Raw genomic sequence first — 16,182 nt, forward strand, 5'->3', positions numbered from 1 at the left:
AAACAATCGAATAAAGGTCATTAAGCGGATGGCGTACGGTTACCGGGACAGCGAATTCTTTTTCATGAAGATCAAGAGCGTCTTTCCCGGTAATCCGTGAAGAACCTTATTTTTGTCCGGGATTTGCGGTGCCTGTGCGGGCCTCTTCGTCGGAACGCCGCCCGAAGGCGTCAGTCAGATCACCACAAAAACATCAGGCCGCCGCGAAACGCTTGTCCAGATAATCAATGATCACCTTGGACTCATACATCCAGGTGGTCTGGCCATTATCTTCAATGCGCAGGCACGGCACCTTGATCTTGCCGCCTTGCTCGAGCAGGGTCTGGCGATCCTGTTCGTTGTTCTTCGCATCACGCAGTGCCACCGGCACATTCAGGCGGCGCAAGGTGCGGCGGGTCTTCACGCAGAACGGGCAGGCGTGGAATTGATACAGCGTCAGGCCCTTGGCAGCCGAGTTGACCTGTGCCTGAACTTCCGCCGGACGCTGCTTCTTGCCTGGGCGGGTGATGAAGTCGATGAAGATGATCAGTTGGCCAAGGCCGACACGAAGCGCTTTTACGAACACGTTGAAAGCCTCACGGTGCGAATGAAGAAGGGCGCGCAGCTTACCTGATTTTTTGCAGGCGAAAAAAAACCGGCGATGAATGCCGGTTTTCTTCGTGCCGCGAATTACTTGATGAGGCTGAGGAATTCGCTGCGAGTGGCGGCGTTTTCACGGAACTCTCCGAGCATCACCGAGGTGATCATCGTCGAATTCTGCTTTTCCACACCGCGCATCATCATGCACATGTGCTTGGCCTCGATCACCACCGCGACGCCCAAGGCACCGGTGACCTGCTGGACCGCGTCGGCGATCTGGCGGCTGAGGTTTTCCTGGATCTGCAGGCGACGGGCGTACATGTCGACGATCCGCGCCACTTTCGACAGGCCCAGGACCTTGCCGCTCGGGATGTAGGCGACGTGAGCCTTGCCGATGAACGGCAGCAGGTGGTGTTCGCACAACGAGTACAACTCGATGTCCTTGACCAGCACCATTTCACTGTTGTCGGAGCTGAACAGGGCACCGTTGGTGACCTCTTCCAGTGTCTGTTCATAGCCGCGGCAGAGGTACTGCATGGCTTTGGCGGCACGTTTTGGCGTGTCGAGCAGGCCTTCGCGGGAAACGTCCTCGCCGAGCTGGCCGAGGATCGCCGTGTAATTCTGTTCCAGGGACATGAAACTACCTGTGGGATTTTACGCAAAGGGCAAGGGTACGGTGACGGGCACGACGCTGCAAGCGTGACGCGTCAGCTTTACTCGTCGCGACCTTCCATCATGGTACGTTTGAGCATCACATAAACCGCGCCGGCACCACCGTGTTTGGCCTGGCACGAGGTGAAGCCGAGCACCTGTGGATGCTGGCGCAGCCAGGTGTTGACGTGGCTTTTGATCATCGGCCGCTTGCCGTCCAGTCGCACGGCCTTGCCATGGGTGACGCGCACGCAGCGGATTTCGAATCTGGTGGCTTCGGCCAGGAACGCCCAGAGGGTTTCCCGGGCCTTTTCCACGCTCATGCCGTGCAGATCGAGGCTGCCTTCGAACGGAATCTGCCCGACCTTGAGCTTGCGCATCTGGCTTTCCTGCACGCCATCGCGGGCCCACATCAGCTCGTCTTCAGGGCCGACGTCGATGACGAACTGATCGGACAGCCCGTCGACGGTGGTGGATTCGGTGCGTACGGTCGCCGCTTGACGCAGCTTGGCAATCTGCGCGCGGTCAGCCTTGGGTTTGCCGGTTTCGGCGCGATCGTGCTTGATCGGCTTGACGCCTTGGATCGCGCTTTTGAACAGGGAAAAATCGTCGTCTTGCATGTCAGCCTCCGCGAAGGGCGGCCAGTTTACCCAACTCGAAGCGAATCGGGCGCGACAAAAACGCGCGCGACGCCAGGCTCAGTCGTGTTTTTTCATCAGGTGCGGGGACATGGCCAGTTCCCGCGACTGCCGCGAGCGACGACGGCAACGGCGCCATAACCAGACACCGAGGTACAGCACGAACAGGCCGATCGCCAGGATCACGGCGGCACCGGTGCGGCTGGTGTTCAATTCACCCAAGGCGGGTGCGTGGCCGAGCAGGCTGGCGGCACCGGCCATGGCGAGCAATACGCCACACATCGCCAGCAACGCTGCGAACGTCGCGCCGATTCGAAATCGCCAGTTGCTTTGGCCTTTGGGCCGCAAGCGGCGAGCGTCAAAACCATCGGATAACTTCATTCCGACCTTCCTCAATGGGTATCGGCCCTTCGACCGGGAGTTGACCGGGATGTTCCTGAGGCTAAGACAATTACGGCAAATGGGAGGCTTTTGCGGATGAGCGGCGTTCCATGCCGCTCATTGAGCGTCGATCAGATCAGTTCACGGGTCAGCGCGAGGGTGGCGAAGTTGTCGCCCATGATCGCCATTTCCGTCTGATGAACGTGTGCGGCACTGAGCACGCCGCCCTTGTAAGGCAGGTCGCGGGTGGCGCAGGCGTCTTCCACCAGGGTGCAGCGAAAGCCCAGGTTCTTGGCGGCACGCACCGTGGTGCTGACGCTGGAGTGGCTCATGAAGCCGCAGACGATCAGGTCAAGGGCGCCGAGGTCTTCCAGGCGTTGTGCCAGTTCGGTGCCGTGAAACGCGCTTGGCAGCAATTTGCCGATGACGGTTTCATCGCTCTGTGGCTCCAGGCCCGGAATGAACTCACCACCTACGCCCTGGGGGTTGAACAACCCGCCGAGCGTACCGAGGTGGCGGACATGCACGATCGGCCGGCCGGCGGCGCGGGCAGCGGCAAGCAATTGCTTGATGTTCGCGACAGCTTCATCCATGCCGCTCAGGGCCAGGGGACCGCTGAGGTATTCTTTCTGGGCATCGATGATGACCAGCGTGGCATGGCTCAGATTGGCCGCTGCATAACCGCGGCCACTGAGTTGAAACATCGTTTTTGGAACAGACATTCTGGGGCTCCTTGGAGTGGGGCTTTTGCGCCATTGTCCTCTGGCTGAGCGGTTCTGTGAATGGCTACGATCACAGGTGCCGTCGTTGCTGGCCTGTAGCCTTGTCAATAGTCGCGTTTTGTTCAATAGCCTGGCGAAAAAATGGATAACTCCTACATTTGAATCGGTGGTTTCCCGCGTCGTCGTGACGTCGTTTGACTGGTAGAATCCCCCGTCGATTTTTCTGGAGTTTGCCGTCGTGATCACTTCCCGCCTTCGCACCCTGCGTGACCATATCCGTTGGGCCGTCAGCCGCTTCCATGGGGAGGATCTGTTTTTCGGCCACGGTACCGACAATGCCTGGGACGAAGCCCGGCAATTGGTGTTGGGCGCGCTGCACCTGCCGTGGGAAATCGCCGATAGCTACCTCGACTGCAATCTGGAAGAAGACGAAGTGGTTCACCTGCAGCTTTTGCTCAAGCGCCGCATCGAAGATCGGGTGCCGACCGCTTACCTGCTGGGTGAGGCCTGGTTCTGCGGCATGTCGTTCATCGTCGATGAGCGCGTGCTGATCCCGCGTTCACCCATTGGCGAGCTGATTGAAAATCGTTTTACCCCGTGGCTGGCCAACGAGCCGGCGCGAATTCTCGACCTGTGCACCGGCTCCGGCTGCATCGGCATCGCTTGCGCCTACGAGTTCCAGCATGCCGAAGTGGTGCTGGCCGACCTGTCGTTCGAAGCGCTGGAAGTGGCCAACCAGAACATCGAGCGCCATGGCGTCGATGAGCGTGTGTACACGGTGCAGGGCGACGGCTTCGAAGGCTTGCCGGGTCAGCGTTTCGACCTGATCGTGTCGAACCCGCCCTACGTCGACGCAGAAGATTTCGCCGACATGCCGGACGAATACCAGCACGAACCGGAGCTGGGCCTGGCCTGCGGTGATGACGGTTTGAACCTGGTGCGACGCATGCTCGCCGAGGCGGCGGATCATCTGACCGAGAAGGGCTTGCTGATTGTCGAAGTGGGCAACAGCCAGGTGCACGTCGAGGCGCTGTACCCGGAAGTGGACTTCGCCTGGCTGGAGTTCGAGCGTGGCGGCCATGGTGTGTTCATGCTCAGCGCGCAGCAGTGCCGGGAGCATCAGGCGTTGTTCGTTTCCCGCATTTAAAAAGCAAAAGATCGCAGCCTGCGGCAGCTCCTACATGGAATGCGTATTCCTGTAGGAGCTGCCGCAGGCTGCGATCTTTTGATTCAACGGTGCGTAGCAATCCAGATCAGCAGCCCCGCCTGAAACACCGCAAACGCCACCAGGCAGGTGATGGTGAATCGCAGCCCGGCGTCTTCGCGTTTGTACTTGCTGACTTTCTCTTCGTGTTTCTTGAGTTTGACTTCCTGCTCGGCCAGGTTCTGCTCGGCTTGCTGGAGCATCTGCGCCGCCTCGAGAATTTCCACGACCTGCAGTTTTTCGCTGTTCCACTCGCCAGAGAGGTCGCCGACCTTGACCGCCTTGACGCTGCCTTTCAAATGCTGGGCATCGGCATACACCACGTCGAACCCATGCACGCGCAAAAAATGATCGCGACGCAAGCGGGTGTCTTCGTTCAGTGCATCCTTGTTGTTCAGGTCAAAGCCGTCGACGGTGTAGGTCGGCCAGCGCTTCTTTGCCCAGTTGATGCCCTGGGCCGCCATGTAGCGGCCAATGCCACGGTTCAGCGGTTCAATCTGCAATCCGCTTTCCGGTCCGAAATGCACGCGTTTTTCGGCGTGATCGACCCACACGTCCAGATGATTCTGCTCCTTGCGTACGCGCTGGCCGGGCAGGGTGATGCTCATGCGCATAAGGCTGTGCGCCTTGTCGTTGCGCTCGGCATAGCCTAATTCGACAAAGCGCAATGGGCGCCCGCCAGTGTTGCGGTCAGTCTGCAGCGGCGCCAGACGGAGCATCTTGTGGTGCTCGACGTGGACGTCCGCCCAGGGTAGCTCGACCGCTGGCGGTGCGTCTTTTTCAGCGCTGGTGTCGGGTGAAGTCTGGGTGTCAGTCATAACGGCGAGATCCTGTCCAAGCTCAGCTTGTCGCCAACCAATGTGTTGGCGACAAAGGCTTATCGGCCGTTTTTTTCAAGACTGGAGGTTAACTGGCGCGAAGTCCGTCAATAAAACCGAGGATTCGCGTGCCCAGTTCCGCCGCCAGGGGTAACTGCGGGTCTTTATAGGAGGCCATCTGGCGTTTGACGTCGTTGGGCACGATGCGCATGACGTGGTTCATGCCCTCGATCAGCGCCAGTTCGGCGTCCGGTTTGGCTGCCTTGAGCAGCCTTGCGTCATTGACGCCGACCTGGATGTCGTTGCTGCCCTGGATGATCAGTGCTGGCATCTTCAGCTTGGCAAATGCCGTGGCCGGGTCCTGGCGGAACAGGGAAATCAGGTAAGGCTGCACGCTCGGGCGGAAAATCGCCTGCAAGGGTGGCGGCACATTGTCGTCGGGTTTCCCGGCCTTGAGGCTGTCGAGCAATTCATTGCTGCGCAGCATCAACGGTGGTGGCAGGCGATTGCCCAGTTGCTCGCGAATGACCTGATCCACTGGCCTTGCGCTGCCCGAGACAGAAATCACCGCGTCGGCATCGATGTCCGGCGCAGCGAGGCTGGCGATCAAGGCGCCTTCGCTGTGACCCAGCACGATCAACTGGCCGAAACGCGGATCGGTCTTGAGCTTGCGGCCCCAGGCCTGAGCGTCGGCCACATAGGCGTCCACCGTCAGATTGCGTTCATCCGGGGTTGCCGCCAGGCTTGCGGCCACGCCGCGCTTGTCGTAGCGCACGCTGGCGATGTTGTGTTTGGCCAGCACCCAGGCCAGACGCTTGAGGCTGTCATTGCGCCCGCCGTCGGTGTTGTTTCCGTCACGGTCCGTAGGGCCGGAACCGGAAATGATCAGCACAACCGGCACTCGATTGTCGGATTTTGGCAGTAACAGCGAGCCGAAAAGCTCGCCGGTGCCGGTATCCAGGGTGATCGGTCGTTGCAGGACAGTCGCCTGGGCGAAGCCGGAAATCATTGTAAGGCTCAAGGCTAGAACTCGCAGCATCATCGCGCCATCATCCAGAAGATGCCGGTTGGACTCACAGGCACCCATAAGGTTCGAGGATGAACTACTTGGGTAGCCTGCGTATACTGGCGCGCATTACGTATTCAGGTTCATTTCACGGAGCGTCCTGCATGTCCGGCAATACCTACGGCAAGCTGTTCACTGTCACCACCGCGGGCGAAAGCCATGGCCCGGCGTTGGTCGCCATTGTCGATGGCTGCCCGCCGGGGCTGGAGATATCCCTTGAGGATCTGCAGCGTGACCTGGACCGCCGCAAGCCCGGCACCAGCCGCCACACGACCCAGCGCCAGGAAGCCGACGAAGTCGAAATCCTCTCCGGCGTGTTCGAAGGCCGCACCACCGGTTGCGCCATCGGCCTGTTGATCCGCAACACCGACCAGAAGTCCAAGGACTACTCGGCGATCAAGGATCTGTTCCGCCCGGCCCATGCCGACTACACCTACCACCACAAGTACGGCGAGCGTGATTATCGCGGCGGCGGCCGCAGTTCGGCCCGCGAAACCGCGATGCGCGTCGCGGCCGGTGCGATTGCGAAAAAATACCTGGCCAGCCAGGGCATCGTCATTCGCGGCTACATGAGCCAGCTGGGGCCGATTGAAATCCCGTTCAAGACCTGGGAATCGGTCGAGCAGAACGCCTTCTTCAGCCCGGACCCGGACAAGGTGCCGGAACTGGAAGCCTACATGGACCAGTTGCGCCGGGACCAGGACTCGGTCGGCGCGAAGATTACAGTGGTCGCCGAAGGCGTGATGCCGGGCCTGGGCGAGCCGATCTTCGACCGTCTCGACGCCGAACTGGCCCATGCGCTGATGAGCATCAACGCGGTCAAGGGCGTGGAAATCGGCGCCGGTTTCGCCAGTGTCGCCCAGCGTGGCACCGAGCACCGCGATGAAATGACCCCGGAAGGTTTCCTCAGCAACAATGCGGGCGGCATTCTCGGCGGTATTTCCTCCGGTCAGCCCATCGTTGCGCACCTGGCGCTGAAGCCGACATCGAGCATCACCACACCGGGCCGTTCCATCGACATCCATGGCAACCCGGTGGAAGTGATCACCAAGGGCCGTCACGATCCGTGCGTGGGTATCCGCGCCACGCCGATTGCCGAGGCGATGATGGCCATCGTGCTGATGGATCACCTGCTGCGCCACCGTGGGCAGAACGCCGATGTGCGTGTGAGCACGCCGGTGCTGGGTCAGCTGTAAATGGCTGACATCATGGTCGCAGCCGTCTGATGGCGACTGCGGCGCTCCCGTACTGGCGGCTCTCCAGTTTCTATCTGTTCTATTTTGCCTTGCTCGGTTCGACAGCGCCGTTTCTGGCGCTGTACTTCGATCACCTGGGGTTCAGCGCCGCGCGCATCGGCGAGCTGGTGGCGATACCGATGCTGATGCGCTGCGTGGCGCCGAACATCTGGGGCTGGCTGGGCGACTACACCGGTCAGCGGCTGGCCATCGTGCGCTTCGGCGCGGTGTGCACGCTGCTGACCTTTTCGCTGATTTTCGTCAGCAAGACCTACGCCTGGCTGGCGATGGTCATGGCCTTGCATGCGTTCTTCTGGCACGCGGTGTTGCCGCAGTTCGAAGTCATCACCCTGGCGCACTTGCAGGGCCAGACCTCGCGCTACAGCCAGATTCGCCTGTGGGGCTCGATCGGTTTCATCATCACCGTGGTCGCGCTGGGCCGTTTGTTCGAATGGCTGAGCCTGGACATCTACCCGGCGGCGCTGGTGCTGATCCTGGTCGGCATCGTGGTCAGCAGTCTGTGGGTGCCTAACGCGCAACCGATTCAGGGTGAACGGTTGACCGGGGAGGGATTCCTCCAGCAACTGCGCAACCCCGGTGTGTTGGCGTTTTACGGCTGCGTGGCGCTGATGCAGATGAGCCACGGGCCTTATTACACGTTCTTGACGCTGCATCTTGAGCACCTGGGTTACAGCCGGGGCGTGATCGGTATGCTCTGGGCGGTTGGCGTCGTCGCTGAAGTTTTGATGTTCTTGGCCATGAGCAAGATCCTCGCGCGGTTTTCCTTGCGCCGGGTGCTGATGGCGAGTTTTCTGCTGGCGGCGTTACGCTGGTTGCTGCTCGGGTCGTTGGCCGAATTCCTTTGGGTGCTGCTGTTTGCCCAGGTACTGCACGCGGCGACATTCGGCAGCTTTCACGCCGCTGCCATTTCATTCGTGCAACGTAGCTTCGGCGCGCGCCAGCAAGGCCAGGGCCAGGCGCTGTATGCCGCGTTGGCCGGCACCGGCGGTGCGTTGGGCGCTTTGTATTCCGGCTACAGCTGGAATGCCCTCGGCGCGGCATGGACCTTTAGTATTGCCAGTCTCGCAGCCGTCGCGGCTGCCGTTATCATTGCCACACGTATGCAAGAGGACAGGCCATGAGCCTTACCCGTGAACAACTCGCCCAGGAAATCATCGACGCCGGGCGTTTTCTGTATGGCCGCGGCTGGTCGCCGGCCACCAGCAGCAATTACTCGACCCGCCTGTCGCCGACCGAAGCCTTGCTGACCGTCTCCGGCAAGCACAAGGGGCAACTGGGCATGGACGATGTGCTGGCCACCGACCTGTCGGGCAACAGCCTGGAGCCGGGCAAGAAACCGTCCGCCGAAACCCTGCTGCACACCCAACTCTACAGCTGGCGCCCGGAGATCGGTGCGGTGCTGCACACCCACTCGGTGAACGCCACCGTGCTGTCGCGCCTGACGTCGCAAGACTTCATCGAGTTCGAAGACTACGAACTGCAAAAGGCCTTCAGCGGTGTGACGACCCACGAATCCCGGGTGCACGTGCCGATTTTCGACAACGACCAGGACATTGCGCGCCTGGCCGCCAAGGTGCAGCCTTGGCTCGACGCCCATCCCGATTGCGTCGGTTACCTGATTCGCGGCCATGGCCTGTACACCTGGGGCGCGCGCATGAGCGATGCCCTGCGGCAGATCGAGGCCTTTGAATTTTTGTTCGAGTGCGAGTTGAAGATGCGCTCGCTCTTTAAAGCATGAACCGTTAAGGAGTTGCCCAGATGAGCAGCCTGTCCGTCTATCACGTTTCCAGTCCTGAAATCCCCAACAAGGTGCTGACCCATTTCGAAGACATCGCCTCGACCCTGGCCGAGCAGGGCGTTCGTTTCGACCGCTGGCAAGCGGCGGCGAAGATCCAGCCGGGCGCCAGCCAGGAAGAAGTGATCGCCGCCTACCAGGAGCAGATCGACAAGCTGATGACCGAGCACGGTTACGTCACTGTCGACGTGATCAGCCTCAACAGCGATCACCCGCAAAAAGCCGAACTGCGTGCCAAGTTCCTCGACGAACATCGCCATGGCGAAGATGAAGTACGATTTTTCGTCGCTGGCCGTGGCCTGTTTACCCTGCACATCGACGATTACGTCTACGCGGTGCTGTGTGAGAAAAACGACCTGATCTCGGTGCCAGCCGGAACCAAGCACTGGTTCGACATGGGCGAGCATCCGCATTTCGTCGCGATCCGTCTGTTCAACAACCCGGAAGGTTGGGTAGCCAATTTCACCGGCGAAGACATCGCCAGCCAATTCCCGCGCCTGGAGGACTGAGTCGATGCCGATCAAAGCGATTCTCACCGACATCGAAGGCACCACCAGCGCGGTGAGTTTTGTGTTCGACGTGCTGTTTCCCTACGCTGCCAAACACTTGCCGGCATTTGTCCGTCAGCACGCCGAACGCGCCGATGTGGCAGAGCAACTGGCTGCCGTGCGCCGCGACGGCAACGAACCGAACGCCGACGTCGAGCGGGTCATCGAGATCCTGTTGGGCTGGATCGCTGAAGACCGCAAGGCCACGCCGTTGAAGGCGTTGCAGGGCATGGTCTGGGAACAGGGCTATCAGGCCGGGCAGTTGAAGGGGCATGTGTACCCGGACGCCGTTGACGCGCTCAAGCGCTGGCATCGGGACGGCTTTCAACTGTTTGTTTACTCGTCCGGCTCGATCCAGGCCCAGCGGTTGATCTTCGGCTGCTCGGAGGCAGGGGATCTGACGCCGCTGTTCAGCGGCTATTTCGATACCACTTCGGGCCCCAAGCGCGAGGCGCAGTCCTACGCCAACATCAGCCAGGCGATCAACCTTGAGGCGGGGCAGATCCTGTTTCTGTCGGACATCGTCGAAGAACTCGACGCGGCGCGCACGGCGGGGATGGCCACATGCGGGCTGGCCCGTGAGGGCGGAGAACTGGCAGGGCATGTCACCGTGGACAGCTTTGCGCGGATCGATCCTGCTAATTTCTAAACACCACAAAACCTGTGGGAGCGAGCAAGCCCGCTCCCACATTTTTTTTACAGTGAGTGATAGGTCGGCAGCGCAAACCGTTGCTGGCTCTGCAGCATGGAAATCTGCGGCAGTTCACTGGCTTGTTCGGCGAGGTCGCGGCGAATCGCACTGATGACCCACGTCAGTTGGTCGCCATTGTGCAACTGCTGGTAGGAAATCGAACGCTTGAACACTTTGCCTTCGCCGCCGCTGAGGGTCAGCAGGATCCCACCGTCAGGGCGGGCCTGGGTGGTGACGTCGAAGTTGGAGAACAGGGACGAAAATTTTTCCTGAATCAGGTTCATGTCTTTCAGCTCCGTTAGCTCTTGAATGGCAAGCATACGGAGAGGATTGCAGTGATTGTGCCAGCCTTGGTTTTCTATAAATTAATATATAAAACAACAAGTTAGTATCGTTGGTGATTTTTGCTTTCGTGCATTCTGCATGAACGGCTATCGTGCATCCTGCATTTTGCGCGGTCGCTCGGCGATTCGATGGAACCATTGCGTGTGCGAGGGTTCACGATTGGCCCTGTATCAACCGCGGATCAAGATCGCAGATCAAGATCGCGGATCAAGATCGCGGATACAAAACATTTCAAAAACCGCGTGTACAGCTCAAGAACCGTTGACGTATTTTCGGGCTCAGTCATCGCAGCCCGACAATAAAAAGATCGAACGGGAGCAACATGAGTCGCACGTCGAACGACACGATTACCTGGGGCATGATGCTCCGCAAGCTGCCTTCCATTGCCAAGGCCATCCCCCGGGTGGTGAAGGGCATGAAGGCCGCCAACGTCAAGGACCCGACCCAAGCGTGTGGTTTGGGCTGGAGTTTCGAGCAAGCCACGTTGCGTAACCCGGATGGCCCGGCGCTGTTGCAAGGCGACGTAACGCTCAGTTACTCCGAGGTCAACCAATGGGCCAATCGCATCGCCCATCACCTGATCGGCCAAGGCATCGGCAAGGGGGATGTGGTGGCGGTCTTCATCGAGAACCGCCCGGAACTGCTGGTGACCATACTGGCGGTGGCCAAGGTCGGCGCAATCAGTGCGCTGCTCAATACCTCCCAGACCCGCGACACCCTGGTGCACAGTGTGAATCTGGTGGCGCCGGCGGCGATCATTGTCGGTGAGGAGTTGGTCCCGGCGTACCTCGGAGTGCGTGACCGGGTGTCGATCAAGGCTGACCGAACCTGGTTCGTCGCCGATCAGGACACCTCGCGCCAACCGGGTATCGCGCCTGAAGGTTTCATCAACCTGATGACCGTCAGTCTCGACGATGGCAGCGACAACCCGGCCAGCAGCCGGCAGATTTTCTTTGATGATCCCTGCTTTTATATTTACACCTCGGGCACCACGGGGTTGCCCAAGGCGGGCGTGTTCAAGCACGGACGCTGGATGCGCAGTTCGGCGAGCTTCGGCATGATCGCCCTGGACATGCGCCCCGACGATGTCGTCTATTGCACTTTGCCGCTGTACCACGCCACGGGCCTTTGCGTGTGCTGGGGTTCGGCCGTCAGTGGTGCCAGCGGGTTCGCCATCCGCCGCAAATTCAGCGCCAGTCAGTTCTGGAACGATGCGCGCAAGTACCGGGCGACCACCATCGGTTATGTCGGTGAATTGTGCCGCTACCTGGTCGATCAACCGTCCAGCGCCGACGACAGCCGGCACGATGTGAAGAAAATGATCGGCAACGGCTTGCGGCCCGGCGCCTGGAACGAGTTCAAGACCCGCTTTGCGGTCAATCACATCTGCGAGCTGTACGCCGCCAGCGACGGCAACATCGGTTTCACCAATATTCTCAATTTCGACAACACCATCGGTTTTTCCCTGATGTCCTGGGAGCTGGTTGCGTACGACCACGACAGCGGCGCGCCGATTCGTCAGGCCAATGGCCTGATGCGCAAGGTCGCCAAGGGCGAGCAGGGGTTGTTGCTGGCAAAAATCGACGACAAGGCACCCCTGGACGGCTACACCGATCCGCAGAAAACCGCCAAGGTTGTGCTTGAGGATGTGTTCGAAAAGGGCGACCGCTACTTCAACACCGGCGACCTGTTGCGCAACATCGGCTTTGGGCATGCGCAGTTTGTCGACCGCCTGGGCGACACCTACCGCTGGAAGGGCGAAAACGTCTCGACGACGGAGGTCGAAAACATCCTCCTGCAACACCCGCTTATTTCCGAAGCCGTGGCCTATGGCGTGGAAATCCGCAACACCAATGGCCGGGCCGGGATGGCGGCGATTACCCCGGCCGAATCCCTGGCAACCCTGGATTTCAGCGAGCTGCTGGCCTTCGCCCGCGAGCAAATGCCGGCCTATGCGGTGCCGTTGTTCCTGCGGGTGAAAGTGAAAATGGAAACCACCGGGACGTTCAAATATCAGAAGACCCGACTCAAGGACGAGGCCTTCGACCCGGGTAAAACCGGCGATGATCCGATCTATGCCTGGCTGCCGGGGACGCAGACTTACGTGCAGGTCACGGAGCAGTTGTTGTCCGACATTCACGACGGCAAGTACCGCTATTGAATCTGGCTATGGCGGCCCATGAGAAAAAACAAGTGACAGTGCCGGGGGCGCTCGGGAAACTGTCGGCTTTTACGAATGACAGAAAAGGGAGTGCCCAATGTCAGACAAAAGCCGCCAGATGACCCCCGAAGAAGCCGCCGAATTCACCGAACAGGTATTCAACAAGGCACGGGAGGGCGATGCGGCGATGATGGCCGCGCTGCTGACCAAGGGTTTACCGCCGAACCTGCGTAACCACAAGGGCGATACCTTGCTGATGCTGGCCGCGTATCACGGTCACGTGGACACGGTAAAAGTCCTGCTGGAGCACAAGGCCGACCCGGAGATCCGCAACGACAACGGCCAGAGCCCGATTGCCGGCGCCGCCTTCAAGGGCGACCTGGCGGTGATCAAGGCCTTGGTCGACGGCGGCGCCCAGGTGGAAGGCTCGTCCTTCGATGGCCGCACGGCGCTGATGATGGCGGCAATGTTCAACCGCGTCGAAGTGGTCGACTACCTGATCAGCAAGGGCGCCGACCCGAAAGCCAAGGACGCCAATGGCATCACCGCGCTGGAGGCGGCTAAAACCATGGGCGCTTCCGATACCGTTGCGCAGCTTGAGAAGCTGATTGGCTGATTGCTTTAAAAGATCGCAGCCTTCGGCAGCTCCTACGGGTGTACGCCACTCAATGTAGGAGCTGCCGAAGGCTGCGATCTTTTTTGGGCATTCGAATCTATCCTTGCGGTATCCTTCGCGCCCTCAAAATTCACCTCGCTACAGGATCCTCCCCATGAAAGCCGCACTCGTCGAACTCATCAGCAAAATCAGCTCCGGGTGCATGGGCGAAGACGAAATCCTCAAGGTTGCGGACGAAGCGGCCCAGGCATACGCCGATCAGGATGCTTTTCTGAGCGCCAATCCGGACATCAACTACGACGAAACCTTCCCGATCCCGCTGGGTGAATGGGTGGTGGTTGGCAGCCTACCGGAAACGGTACTGTTCCAGGCTGACACCTACATGGACCTGTTCGCCCAGATCGTCGCCTCATTCGGCCCAGGGGTGGAGTTCAATCTCAAGCCCAAGCAACTGGCCAAGACCGAAGCCCTGACCGCGCTCAACCGCATCCAGGTGCAGATGAGTAGCATGAACAAGGAAAATGGTGGCTACACGCTGATGAATTTCAGCCAGTTGCTCGATGACGAATTGCAGGTGGTCCTGGTCTACGGCAATGACGTGCCACGGGTGCTGGAATTGTGCGCAGAAGCGGGCATCGCAGTCGCGCCATCCCTGGAAGCCCTGAAAGTGGCGATCCACGTCTGACCCAGACACTGTCAATAAAAAGGAATCCTCGCGACGAGCGTCTATCCTGAGGGGGCATATCACTCTTTGGGAGCGTCACCATGGGTTCCACGTTCAACAGCCTGGTTGCCTTGATCATTTTTGTCCTGGACATCTGGGCCATCATCAACGTCTTCAAAAGCAGTGCCGAGACCGGGATGAAAATCCTCTGGGTACTGCTGATCGCGCTGTTGCCGGTACTGGGACTGATCATCTGGGCCATCGCCGGGCCGCGGGGCAACGTCAAACTCTGAGCAGGCGACACTGAACCTGTGGGAGCGAGCCTGCTCGCGAAGAACGATTACGCGGTTCGCCGACAAACCGAGTTGCCTGCTTCGCGAGCAAGCCCGCTCCCACAGGATTGTGGCAAGTCGAACAAGTGGGGTTCGACCTGTCATGTTCCGCGACGTAGAATGCGCGCCTTTCCCGGTCAATCGAGACACTCGATTGGCCATCATGGGCGGGTAACCGTCCGTTGCCACCCGCATTCATCGGAGCACTTCCCATGAGCAACACCCCGACCAGCGACTACCTGGAAACCCTCTACGAAGGCTACGGCCAGCGTTTTCGCATGGAAAAACTGCTGCACGAAGTGCGCACCGAGCACCAGCACCTGGTGATCTTCGAAAATCCGCGCATGGGCCGCGTGATGGCGCTGGACGGCGTGATCCAGACCACCGAAGCCGACGAATTCATCTACCACGAAATGCTGACCCACGTGCCGATCCTGGCGCACGGTGCGGCCAAGCGCGTGCTGATCATCGGCGGCGGTGACGGCGGCATGTTGCGTGAAGTGGCCAAGCACCGCAGCGTCGAGCACATCACCATGGTCGAGATCGACGGCACCGTGGTCGACATGTGCAAGGAATTCCTGCCGAATCACTCCAAGGGCGCGTTCGATGATCCACGCCTGAACCTGGTGATCGACGACGGCATGCGTTTCGTCGCCACCACCACTGAAAAGTTCGACGTGATCATTTCCGACTCCACCGACCCGATCGGCCCGGGTGAAGTACTGTTCTCGGAAAACTTCTACCAGGCCTGCCACCGCTGCCTGAACGAAGGCGGCATCCTGGTGACCCAGAACGGCACGCCATTCATGCAGATCGAAGAAGTGAAGACCACCGCCGGTCGCCTGCGCAGCCTGTTCCCGGACTGGCACTTCTATCAGGCCGCCGTGCCGACCTACATCGGTGGCTCGATGACCTTCGCCTGGGGCGCCACCAATACCGCTTATCGCAAGTTGTCCCGCGAAACCCTGCAACAGCGCTTCACGGGCAGCGGCATAGTCACCCGCTACTACAATCCTGAAATCCACATCGGCGCCTTCGCCTTGCCTCAGTACGTGCTGCAGGCGGTGAACAAGCCAAGCAACGACTGATAGGCTGAAACACAAAACCTGTGGGAGCGGCGGTGCGGCGATCCGACTTGCTCGCGAAGAGGGACGGTCAGCTGAAATCAAGCTGGCTGACACACCGCTTTCGCGAGCAAGCCCGCTCCCACATGGTTTGCGCTTGGCGGGTTACAAAGGGTGTTGAGAGTGATTTTCACATCCGTCGACGTGTTTGACTCGGCGGAACAATTAGTCAGCTAACAAGGTCGAGATAGAGGTAAGCCCATCCATGGGTTTTATCGAGGAGGCACCAATGCAAAAGTGGAAAGTCACTTTCGTGGATGATCATGGCGAAACCATCGACGAAGTCTTTGAGTGCACCGAGCGCCCGGACTACGAGCGTGCTGCCAAGCTCATCAAGGCCCGGCTTCTTCCTGTCGCCGCCGAACTGGATCTGAACGATCTGGAAGGGCGGACCAATGACGCGAGCGTCAAAGAGCTCAAGTCGCAGAACAGCATTCAAATCCTCGACATTACTCCAATCTGAACGATACCTGTCGCATTCACATCCAGGCCTTGGCAGAGGCTCTATCTTGAGGCTACTCTGCAAGCGAGATCAGCGAATGAATCGCTAAGGTCTGGTCTTGTCAGCTCCATGCTTGTTTCCCGCCGGCA

The 16,182-nt window shown here is 59.7% G+C and carries 21 protein-coding genes; 13 read left to right on the forward strand and 8 right to left on the reverse strand.

Annotated elements, in window-relative coordinates:
• The coding region (locus ACM6G4_RS22560) for a transposase (RefSeq protein ID WP_414914779.1) at positions 1 to 100 on the forward strand (100 nt) is incomplete at its 5' end.
• Positions 101 to 193: 93 nt separating this feature from the next.
• On the opposite strand, the gene ACM6G4_RS22565 is transcribed toward ACM6G4_RS22560, so the two are convergent.
• The 5 genes from ACM6G4_RS22565 to ACM6G4_RS22585 form a co-directional block, all read right to left on the reverse strand.
• Entirely contained in the window at positions 194 to 565 is a 372-nt protein-coding gene (locus tag ACM6G4_RS22565) for a glutathione S-transferase N-terminal domain-containing protein (RefSeq protein WP_056721816.1), read from the reverse strand.
• 104 nt (positions 566 to 669) lie between these two features.
• Positions 670 to 1,215, reverse strand: coding sequence for a GTP cyclohydrolase I FolE (gene folE, locus ACM6G4_RS22570; protein WP_007988130.1), 546 nt, complete (start codon positions 1,213 to 1,215; stop codon positions 670 to 672).
• 77 nt (positions 1,216 to 1,292) lie between these two features.
• Positions 1,293 to 1,850 carry a Smr/MutS family protein gene (locus ACM6G4_RS22575; RefSeq protein WP_056721819.1) on the reverse strand — a complete coding sequence of 186 codons (558 nt, stop codon included), beginning with the start codon at positions 1,848 to 1,850 and terminating at the stop codon, positions 1,293 to 1,295.
• Between the two features lie 78 nt (positions 1,851 to 1,928).
• A complete protein-coding gene (locus ACM6G4_RS22580; protein ID WP_008048404.1) occupies positions 1,929 to 2,249 on the reverse strand; it encodes a hypothetical protein in 321 nt (106 codons plus the stop codon).
• 131 nt (positions 2,250 to 2,380) lie between these two features.
• The gene (locus tag ACM6G4_RS22585; RefSeq protein ID WP_056721821.1) at positions 2,381 to 2,971 is read right to left on the reverse strand and encodes a cysteine hydrolase family protein; all 591 of its coding nucleotides are present in this window, start codon (positions 2,969 to 2,971) and stop codon (positions 2,381 to 2,383) included.
• A 238-nt stretch (positions 2,972 to 3,209) separates the two neighbouring features.
• On the opposite strand from ACM6G4_RS22585, the gene prmB reads away from it, so the two are divergent.
• Positions 3,210 to 4,118 (forward strand): 50S ribosomal protein L3 N(5)-glutamine methyltransferase, encoded by a 909-nt coding sequence (gene prmB, locus ACM6G4_RS22590; protein WP_056721823.1) that lies wholly within the window; start codon positions 3,210 to 3,212, stop codon positions 4,116 to 4,118.
• Between the two features lie 83 nt (positions 4,119 to 4,201).
• On the opposite strand, the gene ACM6G4_RS22595 is transcribed toward prmB, so the two are convergent.
• Positions 4,202 to 4,993 carry a hypothetical protein gene (locus ACM6G4_RS22595; RefSeq protein WP_056721825.1) on the reverse strand — a complete coding sequence of 264 codons (792 nt, stop codon included), beginning with the start codon at positions 4,991 to 4,993 and terminating at the stop codon, positions 4,202 to 4,204.
• An 88-nt stretch (positions 4,994 to 5,081) separates the two neighbouring features.
• Positions 5,082 to 6,080, reverse strand: coding sequence for an alpha/beta hydrolase (locus ACM6G4_RS22600; RefSeq protein ID WP_056721827.1), 999 nt, complete (start codon positions 6,078 to 6,080; stop codon positions 5,082 to 5,084).
• 83 nt (positions 6,081 to 6,163) lie between these two features.
• Here ACM6G4_RS22600 and aroC point away from each other — a divergent pair, with 83 nt between their 5' ends.
• Genes aroC through mtnC form a run of 5 tightly spaced genes read left to right on the forward strand, consistent with a single transcriptional unit; the run spans position 6,164 to position 10,307 of the window.
• Positions 6,164 to 7,255, forward strand: coding sequence for a chorismate synthase (aroC, locus tag ACM6G4_RS22605; RefSeq protein WP_007974902.1), 1,092 nt, complete (start codon positions 6,164 to 6,166; stop codon positions 7,253 to 7,255).
• Between the two features lie 29 nt (positions 7,256 to 7,284).
• Positions 7,285 to 8,436, forward strand: a complete 1,152-nt coding sequence (locus tag ACM6G4_RS22610; protein ID WP_414914661.1) for an MFS transporter — start codon at positions 7,285 to 7,287, stop codon at positions 8,434 to 8,436.
• Positions 8,433 to 9,053 carry a methylthioribulose 1-phosphate dehydratase gene (locus ACM6G4_RS22615; protein WP_414914662.1) on the forward strand — a complete coding sequence of 207 codons (621 nt, stop codon included), beginning with the start codon at positions 8,433 to 8,435 and terminating at the stop codon, positions 9,051 to 9,053. The genes ACM6G4_RS22610 and ACM6G4_RS22615 overlap by 4 nt, the downstream gene beginning before the upstream one ends.
• A gap of 20 nt (positions 9,054 to 9,073) precedes the next feature.
• Positions 9,074 to 9,619 carry a 1,2-dihydroxy-3-keto-5-methylthiopentene dioxygenase gene (locus tag ACM6G4_RS22620; RefSeq protein WP_056721834.1) on the forward strand — a complete coding sequence of 182 codons (546 nt, stop codon included), beginning with the start codon at positions 9,074 to 9,076 and terminating at the stop codon, positions 9,617 to 9,619.
• A 4-nt stretch (positions 9,620 to 9,623) separates the two neighbouring features.
• The gene (gene mtnC, locus ACM6G4_RS22625; RefSeq protein ID WP_414914663.1) at positions 9,624 to 10,307 is read left to right on the forward strand and encodes an acireductone synthase; all 684 of its coding nucleotides are present in this window, start codon (positions 9,624 to 9,626) and stop codon (positions 10,305 to 10,307) included.
• A 47-nt stretch (positions 10,308 to 10,354) separates the two neighbouring features.
• On the opposite strand, the gene ACM6G4_RS22630 is transcribed toward mtnC, so the two are convergent.
• Positions 10,355 to 10,633 carry a DUF3509 domain-containing protein gene (locus tag ACM6G4_RS22630; RefSeq protein WP_414914664.1) on the reverse strand — a complete coding sequence of 93 codons (279 nt, stop codon included), beginning with the start codon at positions 10,631 to 10,633 and terminating at the stop codon, positions 10,355 to 10,357.
• A 383-nt stretch (positions 10,634 to 11,016) separates the two neighbouring features.
• On the opposite strand from ACM6G4_RS22630, the gene ACM6G4_RS22635 reads away from it, so the two are divergent.
• The 6 genes from ACM6G4_RS22635 to ACM6G4_RS22660 all read left to right on the forward strand — a co-directional run bounded on the left by ACM6G4_RS22635 (position 11,017) and on the right by ACM6G4_RS22660 (position 16,054).
• The gene (locus ACM6G4_RS22635) at positions 11,017 to 12,855 is read left to right on the forward strand and encodes a long-chain-acyl-CoA synthetase (protein WP_409078460.1); all 1,839 of its coding nucleotides are present in this window, start codon (positions 11,017 to 11,019) and stop codon (positions 12,853 to 12,855) included.
• 97 nt (positions 12,856 to 12,952) lie between these two features.
• On the forward strand, positions 12,953 to 13,471 hold the full coding sequence (locus tag ACM6G4_RS22640) for an ankyrin repeat domain-containing protein (RefSeq protein ID WP_223459068.1): 519 nt from the start codon (positions 12,953 to 12,955) through the stop codon (positions 13,469 to 13,471).
• A 154-nt stretch (positions 13,472 to 13,625) separates the two neighbouring features.
• Positions 13,626 to 14,156 carry a hypothetical protein gene (locus ACM6G4_RS22645; RefSeq protein WP_414914665.1) on the forward strand — a complete coding sequence of 177 codons (531 nt, stop codon included), beginning with the start codon at positions 13,626 to 13,628 and terminating at the stop codon, positions 14,154 to 14,156.
• An 80-nt stretch (positions 14,157 to 14,236) separates the two neighbouring features.
• Entirely contained in the window at positions 14,237 to 14,428 is a 192-nt protein-coding gene (locus tag ACM6G4_RS22650) for a PLD nuclease N-terminal domain-containing protein (RefSeq protein ID WP_046042941.1), read from the forward strand.
• A gap of 251 nt (positions 14,429 to 14,679) precedes the next feature.
• Positions 14,680 to 15,555: a polyamine aminopropyltransferase gene (speE, locus tag ACM6G4_RS22655; protein ID WP_056721843.1), complete on the forward strand. Its 876-nt coding sequence runs from the start codon at positions 14,680 to 14,682 to the stop codon at positions 15,553 to 15,555.
• A 265-nt stretch (positions 15,556 to 15,820) separates the two neighbouring features.
• Positions 15,821 to 16,054, forward strand: a complete 234-nt coding sequence (locus ACM6G4_RS22660; protein ID WP_056721845.1) for a hypothetical protein — start codon at positions 15,821 to 15,823, stop codon at positions 16,052 to 16,054.
• Positions 16,055 to 16,182: the final 128 nt, after the last annotated feature.

This window comes from Pseudomonas sp. IT-P258, assembly GCF_949767825.1.
Classification (GTDB): domain Bacteria; phylum Pseudomonadota; class Gammaproteobacteria; order Pseudomonadales; family Pseudomonadaceae; genus Aquipseudomonas; species Aquipseudomonas monachiensis.